The sequence below is a fragment of the Arthrobacter sp. 10T413_2 genome, from assembly GCF_056394205.1.
Window position 1 is genome coordinate 1 of record NZ_JBFTHK010000240.1, and the last position, 5,273, is coordinate 5,273.

The window sequence follows — 5,273 nt, forward strand, 5'->3', positions numbered from 1 at the left end:
GACACACCGAGGTGTTCCATCTTCGCGATCAGGCGGGGCAGCGCAGCTTCGGAGGAGGAGGTCGAGAAGATCAGGAGGTACTCACGGGCCAGGTACTTCATGAGCCGGAAGATGTTGACGCCGGCGACCACCTTGAGCAGGCCGCCGAGGATCACCACGATGAACAGTGCGCAGGTGATGTAGAAGGYGGCCATGAGCGTGAACATGCTGAAGATGGCCTGCACGCCGGTGGCACCGACGACGGAGGCGATCGCACCGAAGGCGCCGACGGGGGCCAGCCACATGATCATGATGAGGATGCGGAACACCAGGGCTTGTCCGTAGCCGACGGCCTTGAGGATCGGGGCTCCCTGGGGGCCCATCTTCTGCAGGGCGAAGCCCACCAGGATCGCGGCGAGGAGGGTCGGCAGGACGGGGATGTCGCCCGGGATGATGCMCAGCAGGAAGTCGACGGTGCTATCGACGGCCGCCTTCTTGTTCGGGTCGTAGGGGGCGAGGTTGAGGCCCGCGCCCGGATGGATCAGGTTACCGACGACCAGGCCGATGGCCAGGGCGAAGGTGGACATCACCATGAAGTAGATGAGGGCCAGGCCGCCGACCTTGCCGACGGTGGCGGCCTTGGCGATCGAGCCGATGCCCAGGACGATGGTGCAGAAGATCACCGGGCCGATCATCATCTTGATGAGTTTGATGAAACCGTCGCCCAGCGGCTTGAGGGATTTGGCGGCCTCGGGGAACAGCAGCCCGACGAGGGCACCTGCGATCACGGCGACGATGACTGCAATGTACAGGTAGTGGGACTTGTCGAGCCCCTTGCGCTTCTTGGCTGGCGTTGCCGCCGGTGCTACTGACTCTCCTCGTTGAGAGGCCATGGTGTTCTCCTTGGATAGGCTGGTCTTTCGCGCGGTCCCGGCTGTGGTCCTCGCGACCGTTCGTGTGTGTAACCCATCATTGATGACGGGGTGACGCACATCACCCTTGCGTTCATATTGGTCATGGAAGGTGTTGATGATCCACCGCTGGAGCATCGCGCGGAGGCTGTTTGTGGCCCAACTGCTGTTCATCGTGGCGCTGACGGCGATCGTGGGAACGGCCACCTTCGTCGACGCCCGCGATCATGCCTACGACGAGGCCGGGCGCCGGATGGAAGGCATTGCCACCGCGGTGGCGGACGCTCCCTTCGTCGTGCAGGCGGCGAGCGCCGCCKACCCGTCCGCCCTGCTCCAGCCGTATGCCTTGAAGGTCATGAACGATGCCGAAGCGGATTTCATCACGATCATGGCKCCGGACCGGACCYGGTGGACGCATCCCCGGGACGAGGAACTKGGCAAGCCCTATATCGGATCGATCGATGAGGCGCTCAGCGGCCGGGTGTTCACGGAGGTGGTGGCCGGCACCCTCGGCCCGTCGGTACGCACCATCGCCCCGGTCAAGGATGCCGACGGCAAGGTCCGGGCGCTCGTGGCMGCGGGCGTGACCGTCCGGACGGTGGATGTGGCGGTCTCCAGCAGGCTGCCGGCGCTGCTGGCCATCGCCCTGGCGCTGCTGGTCGTCGGTTCTGTGGCGTCGTGGCTCCTGGGGCGGTACCTGCGCCGGGTGACACGCGGCTGGGGTCCCGAGGAACTGGGCCAGCTCTTCGCCTACTACGAATCGGTGCTGCATTCGGTGCGTGAGGGCGTGATCCTGATCGATCCGAAGGGCAAAGTGGTGATGTACAACGACCAGGCCGCCGAGCTGCTGGGGCTGCCTAAGCAGTCTTCCGACGGCAATCCCGCTGCCGGCACCGCAGGACGCGCGCGCCAGACGGTGCCTTCCCTCTCGGATTTGCCGCTTGCCCCMAGCMTCAAGGAACTCTTCGAATCAGGACGGACCGCCCTCGATGAAATCCATCTGACCGGAGCCCGGGTCCTGGTGGTGAACCAKGGACCGGCGGTGGGTCCCGCATCGGCCGCGGGCCGCCAGCGGAGAGGGGCTGCCGGCGGCCCGGCCCACGGCGCCCACGTCTACGGGACAGTGGCCACCATCCGGGACCGGACCGAAATAGAATCCCTGGGCAGCGAACTGGAAACGATGCGCACGCTCTCAGACGCCCTGCGCGCCCAGACCCACGAGCACGCCAACCGGCTCCACACGATCGTCTCCCTGATGGAACTGGGGCGGGCCCCCGAGGCACTGGACTTCGCCACGAAGGACCTGGAACTGAGCCAGCGCCTGACCGATGACCTGGTGGGTTCCATCGAGGAGCCGGTACTCGGCGCCCTGATCATGGGCAAGGCGGCCGAAGCGCACKAACGCGGCGTCGAACTGACCCTCAATACCGACGGATCCACGGCCGTGACGGGGCTCGCCGTGCAGGACCTCGTGGCCATCCTCGGGAACCTGCTGGACAACGCGATCGACGCCGCGGCCGAGGCACCGCCCCCCAGGCTCGTGGAGCTGTCCGTCGTGACCACCGGGGCCGCCCTCGAGATCACAGTGGAGGACAGCGGCCCGGGAATTGACCCCGCGGCCGTGGACGACGTCTTCCGGCACGGCTTCAGCACGAAGACGCCGGGACCCTTCGGGCGGGGCCTGGGCCTGGCCCTGGTCCGCCAGGCCGTGCATCGACTGGGCGGTACCATGACAATCACCAGCCCCGCCGGAGCTCTATTCCGCGTCACGCTGCCGGTCACAACACCGCCGGTCACAACAGAGGGACAGCCATGAGCGACATCCGGGTGCTMGTCGTCGAAGACGAGCCCATCGCCGCTGCGGCGCACGCCGCCTACATCGAGCGGCTTGACGGTTTCACCCTGGCCGGCACCGCGCCCGACGGGCAGTCCGCCCTGCGCCTGCTCACGGACTTCGCGGCGGCAGGCAACCCGGTGGAGCTGGTGCTGCTGGACATGAACCTCCCGGACCTGCACGGGCTGGACATCGCGCGCCGGATGCGGGCGGCCGGCCTCTTCGCGGACATCATCGCCATCACCGCCGTGCGGGAATTGAACATCGTCCGCAGCGCGGTGGCCACGGGCGTGGTCCAGTACCTGATCAAGCCCTTTACCTACGCCACGTTCGCGGACAAACTCGCCAGCTACCGGCTGTTCCGGGAGCAGCTTGCCGGCCCCCGGACGGGAAAGCCCGGGGGCGGCGCCTCCCAAAGTGATGTGGACCAGGCTTTTGCGAGCCTGCGGGCCCCTTCCGAAGTGTCGCTGCCCAAGGGCTTGTCCGTCTCCACGCTGGAATCCGTCAAGGACTTCATCGAGCGGCAGTCCGKGGCGGTGTCAGCCAGCGAGGTCATGGCAGCGCTCGGCATGTCCCGGGTCACCGMGCGGCGCTACCTTGAGTACCTTGCCGACGCCGGCACAGTTTCCCGCGCCGCACGCTACGGCACTCCCGGCCGCCCGGAGAACGAATACCGCTGGAACAGGCCGCCGTCGTCAGCGGCGCGGCCATAACCAGCACGGCCCCGCGGCCACTCCCCCACCGGGCGTCACGCAGCGCAGAGTTTCGGGATGGCTATTTCGGCACGACGGCGGATTCCCGCCGTCGTGCCTTACGAAGGGCCTACGAGGAGCCCAAAAGCCTGCCCTGCGTGACGCGGGGCTCGCCCGTCAGTCGGTGGCGGCGGGTCGCAGGGTGCCCAGCAGCCGGTCAATCACGCCGGCGTCCTCGATCGTGGACGGCACCACGTACTCGTCGCCGTCGGCGATCTGGCGCATGGTCTTGCGCAGGATCTTTCCCGAGCGGGTCTTGGGCAGGGCCTCCACCACGGTGACGTGCTTGAAGTCGGCCACGGCGCCGATGTCCCGCCGAACCAGGGCGATGAKGTCCTTGACCAGGATCTCTTCCGGAATGTCCACCCCGGATTTGAGGACCACGTAGCCGCTGGGGCGCTGGCCCTTGAGCGGGTCGGCRAGGCCGATCACGGCGCATTCGGCGACGGCGGGGTGCTGKCCGATCACCTGTTCCATGGCGCCGGTGGAGAGCCGGTGTCCGGCGACGTTGATGATGTMATCGGTGCGGCCCATGACAAAKAGATAGCCGTCCTCGTCCCGGTAGCCCGAGTMGCCCGTGGCGTAGTAGCCCTCGAATGCCTGCAGGTAGGAGGAAATGTAGCGTTCGTCGTTGCGCCAGAGCGTGGTCAGGGTGCCCGGCGGGAGGGGCAGTTCCAGGACGATGTTTCCTTCCGTGCCGGCCTCGACGTCCTCGCCCCCGCCGTCGACGACGTTGAGCCTGAAGCCCGGCATCGGGACGCTGGGCGATCCTGCCTTGATCGGCAGCCCGTCCAGGCCGCGCGGGTTGGCACAGATGGCCCAGCCCGTCTCGGTCTGCCACCAGTGGTCCACCACGGGGACGCCGAGGATCCGGGAGGCCCAGTGGAAGGTGTCGGTGTCCAGCCTCTCCCCGGCGGCGAAGAGCGTGCGCAGGCTGGAGATGTCGTAGTTCTTGAGCAGCTGCGCCTCGGGGTCGGCTTTGCGGATGGCCCGCAGAGCGGTGGGCGCGGTGAACAACACGTTGACCTTGTGGTCGTGGATCACCCGCCAGAATGCGCCGGCGTCGGGAGTCCCCACCGGCTTTCCCTCGTACAGCACCGTGGTGGCGCCGGCCAGGAGCGGCCCGTACACGATGTAGGAGTGCCCCACCACCCAGCCGACGTCCGAGGCCGTCCACATGACGTCGCCGGGTGCGACGTCGTAGATGTTCGCCATGGTCCAGCTCAGGGCCACGGCATGGCCGCCGTTGTCCCGCACCACGCCCTTCGGCGCGCCCGTGGTGCCCGAGGTGTAGAGGATGTAGAGGGGATCGGACGCCTTCACATMGACAGGCGCAGCGGGCTCGGCGGAAGCCATCTCAGTGTCCCAGTCGAGCCACCCGGGGTGGTCGGTCACCGACGCGGCGAAGCCTTCCCTCGCTTTGACCAGCACCGGGGTGTCCGGGGCGCCGGCGATGCCGAGGGCCTCCGCGACGGCAGGCAGGTATTCAATCCGGCGCGAGGGTTCGATACCKCCCGACGCCGTCACCACCGCCGCGGGGGCGGCGTCCCGGATGCGGGCGGCGAGCTCTTTCGGGGCAAAGCCGCCGAACACCACGGAGTGCACGGCGCCAAGCCGGGCCGTTGCCAGCATCGCGATGGCGGCCTCGGGGATCATCGGCATGTAGATCACCACACGGTCGCCCTTGCCGACCCCGCTGCGGCGTAGGACACCGGCGAACCGGGCCACAAGCTCCGTCAGTTCGGCATAGCTGAAGCGTTTCTGCGTGCCGAGCATGGCGGAGTCGTAGATCAGGGC

Annotated in this window: 4 protein-coding genes; 2 read left to right on the forward strand and 2 right to left on the reverse strand. The window is 67.7% G+C overall.

The features are described 5' to 3' along the window. The coding region (locus tag AC1DBQ_RS21470) for a cation:dicarboxylate symporter family transporter (protein ID WP_476930441.1) at positions 1–872 on the reverse strand (872 nt) is incomplete at its 3' end. 136 nt (positions 873–1,008) lie between these two features. Here AC1DBQ_RS21470 and AC1DBQ_RS21475 point away from each other — a divergent pair. Both AC1DBQ_RS21475 and AC1DBQ_RS21480 read left to right on the forward strand, forming a co-directional pair. Then, on the forward strand, positions 1,009–2,706 hold the full coding sequence (locus tag AC1DBQ_RS21475; protein ID WP_476930442.1) for a sensor histidine kinase: 1,698 nt from the start codon (positions 1,009–1,011) through the stop codon (positions 2,704–2,706). After that, positions 2,703–3,437 (forward strand): response regulator, encoded by a 735-nt coding sequence (locus AC1DBQ_RS21480; protein WP_476930443.1) that lies wholly within the window; start codon positions 2,703–2,705, stop codon positions 3,435–3,437. Before AC1DBQ_RS21475 ends, AC1DBQ_RS21480 begins: the two co-directional genes overlap by 4 nt. Positions 3,438–3,593: 156 nt before the next feature. On the opposite strand, the gene AC1DBQ_RS21485 is transcribed toward AC1DBQ_RS21480, so the two are convergent. Further along, positions 3,594–5,273: AMP-binding protein (locus AC1DBQ_RS21485; protein ID WP_476930444.1), on the reverse strand; the 1,680-nt coding region annotated here is incomplete at its 5' end.